Source organism: Trebonia sp. (genome assembly GCF_049794275.1).
Lineage (GTDB): Bacteria > Actinomycetota > Actinomycetes > Streptosporangiales > Streptosporangiaceae > Trebonia.
The window spans coordinates 1-1,925 of the sequence record NZ_JBARCR010000946.1 but is presented as its reverse complement, the minus strand read 5'-3'; the positions used below and the strand labels follow the sequence as shown (position 1 = coordinate 1,925).

At 69.6% G+C, this 1,925-nt stretch carries 4 protein-coding genes; 3 read left to right on the top strand and 1 reads right to left on the bottom strand.

Translation table 11 applies throughout. The annotated features are described in order from the left end of the window. The coding region (locus WA805_RS24290) for a hypothetical protein (RefSeq protein WP_425243486.1) at nt 1–185 on the bottom strand (185 nt) is incomplete at its 3' end. A 247-nt stretch (nt 186–432) separates the two neighbouring features. Between WA805_RS24290 and WA805_RS24285 the strand changes: the two genes are divergently transcribed. The 3 genes from WA805_RS24285 to WA805_RS24275 form a co-directional block, all read left to right on the top strand. Next, on the top strand, nt 433–1,092 hold the full coding sequence (locus WA805_RS24285; RefSeq protein ID WP_422274518.1) for an HAD family hydrolase: 660 nt from the start codon (nt 433–435) through the stop codon (nt 1,090–1,092). Nucleotides 1,093–1,101: 9 nt separating this feature from the next. Beyond that, entirely contained in the window at nt 1,102–1,626 is a 525-nt protein-coding gene (locus tag WA805_RS24280) for a very short patch repair endonuclease (RefSeq protein ID WP_422274516.1), read from the top strand. Next, on the top strand, nt 1,568–1,925 hold a 358-nt coding region (locus WA805_RS24275; RefSeq protein ID WP_425243485.1), incomplete at its 3' end, for a DUF6912 family protein. The genes WA805_RS24280 and WA805_RS24275, both read left to right, overlap by 59 nt.

Genomic DNA, 1,925 nt, shown 5'->3' with positions numbered 1-1,925 from the left:
GTACCGGGACCTGGCGCGCCCTGCCGAGAGGCCGCCGCGTCCGCGGCGGCTCTGCCCGCCGCCGGGTCGTCGTCGAACGGCGGGCCGAGGTCGGTCAATTCGAGCAGGCGGATCGCCGATAGGTCGTCAGTCGAGAGTGGCCGGTCAGCGGACACGCCCGGCCCCACGGCTTGCGATGTGGGCATGGGTCTCCCCCGGGAGCTGCGCGCGGGGGATGGCAACTAATTGCTACTAGTTGTACACGCGCCCACCGACATTCGAGCCGCGGCGAACCCGCGTCAGCCGCTCGCCGCGACGGTCGAGTTGAATTCGCTCGTGATGAATCTGCTCATTTCCCACGCTGTCCTGCTATGTTGATATTATCAATCGAAATTATAGAGATCTGCTAAAAAGGCTGCCAGTTCACGCAGGCAGTCCGCCTATGATCGGGACGTGGCCGAACTACGTGCAGTCGTCATCGACTGGGGCGGCGTGCTCACGCAGCCGATGGTCAACACGGTCCGGGCGTGGATCGCCGCCGACCAGATCGACTGGGACCGCTACGTGGCGGTCGTCGGCCCGTGGCTGGCCGAGGCGTATAAGGCCGACGGGGCCGACGGAGATCACGCCGTCAACCCGGTGCACGCGCTGGAACGCGGCGAGTGCACCGTCGCGGACTTCGAGCGGATGCTCGCCGGCCTCCTCGTCACGACAAGCGGCGGACCGGTGCTCGCCGAGGGGCTGCTCACCAGGATGCTGTCCGCGGGCATGCCACTTCCCGCCATGTACGAGCTGCTCCGCGACCTGCGCAGCAAGGGCGTGCGCACCGCGCTGCTGTCCAACTCGTGGGGACCGACCGGGTATCCCCGGCATGACTTTCCCGAACTGTTCGACGCCGTGGTGATCTCCGGCGAGGTCGGCATGCGCAAGCCAGAGCCGCGCATCTTCCGGCACGCCGCCGCGCTGCTCGACCTCGGGCCTGAGCACTGCGTCTTCGTGGACGACGTCGAGGCCAACGTCAAGGCCGCGATCGACTGCGGAATGACCGGCGTGCACCACACCGAGCCGGCGCTTACCCAGCAGCGGCTGACGGAGCTATTTGCCAATCGCTAGGCTTTGCGCGTGGCGGAGAAGGCAGCGAAGCCGTACCCACTGCCAGGAAGCCCGGGCCGTTCGGCGAACATGAAGGCGAACCGCCGCGCCGACACCAAGCCTGAGCTGGCACTGCGCAGCGCGTTGCACGCGCTCGGATACCGCTACCGCAAGGATTTCCGGCTCGACCTGCCCGCCAGGCGCGTGCGGCCGGACATCGCGTTCACCGCGCGCAAGGTGGCGGTGTTTGTCGACGGCTGCTTCTGGCACGCCTGCCCCGACCACGGCTCCCAGCCGAAGAACAACGAGTGGTACTGGTCGCCCAAGCTGGCCAGGAACGTGGAGCGCGACCGCGCGGCCGACGCCGCCCTGGCGCAGGCGGGCTGGATAGTGGTCCGGCTGTGGGAACACGTGCCGGTCACCGAAGCCGTCGCCCTGGTGACCGCCGCCGTGGGAGACCCGCGGCCACCGGACCAAGTCGCTACGATGAAGCCCCATGCGGGTTTACCTGCCCTCGACGCTGCCAGCGCTGGCCGACCTTCTCGCGAAAGGTGAGGCCGGGCCGCCGCCGGTCCGCGCGTTCGCGGTCACCCCGGCGCTGCGCGAGGCCTACGCGATCGGCGACGACGAGGAACTCGAGTACGTCGCGATGCTCGAAGCCGCCAGGCAGTCGCTGCGGCTGCTGGCCGACGACCCGGGGGCGCCGCAGCGCCGCGTGGTCCTGGCGGCGGACGTCCCGGACGGCGAGGTCCGCTGGAACGCGTACGACGACGAGCCCGCCACGGTGGTGCTCGGCGCACCGGTGCCGCTCGCGGCACTGGTGTCCGGCCACATCGACGCCGCCGGCGCCGGGC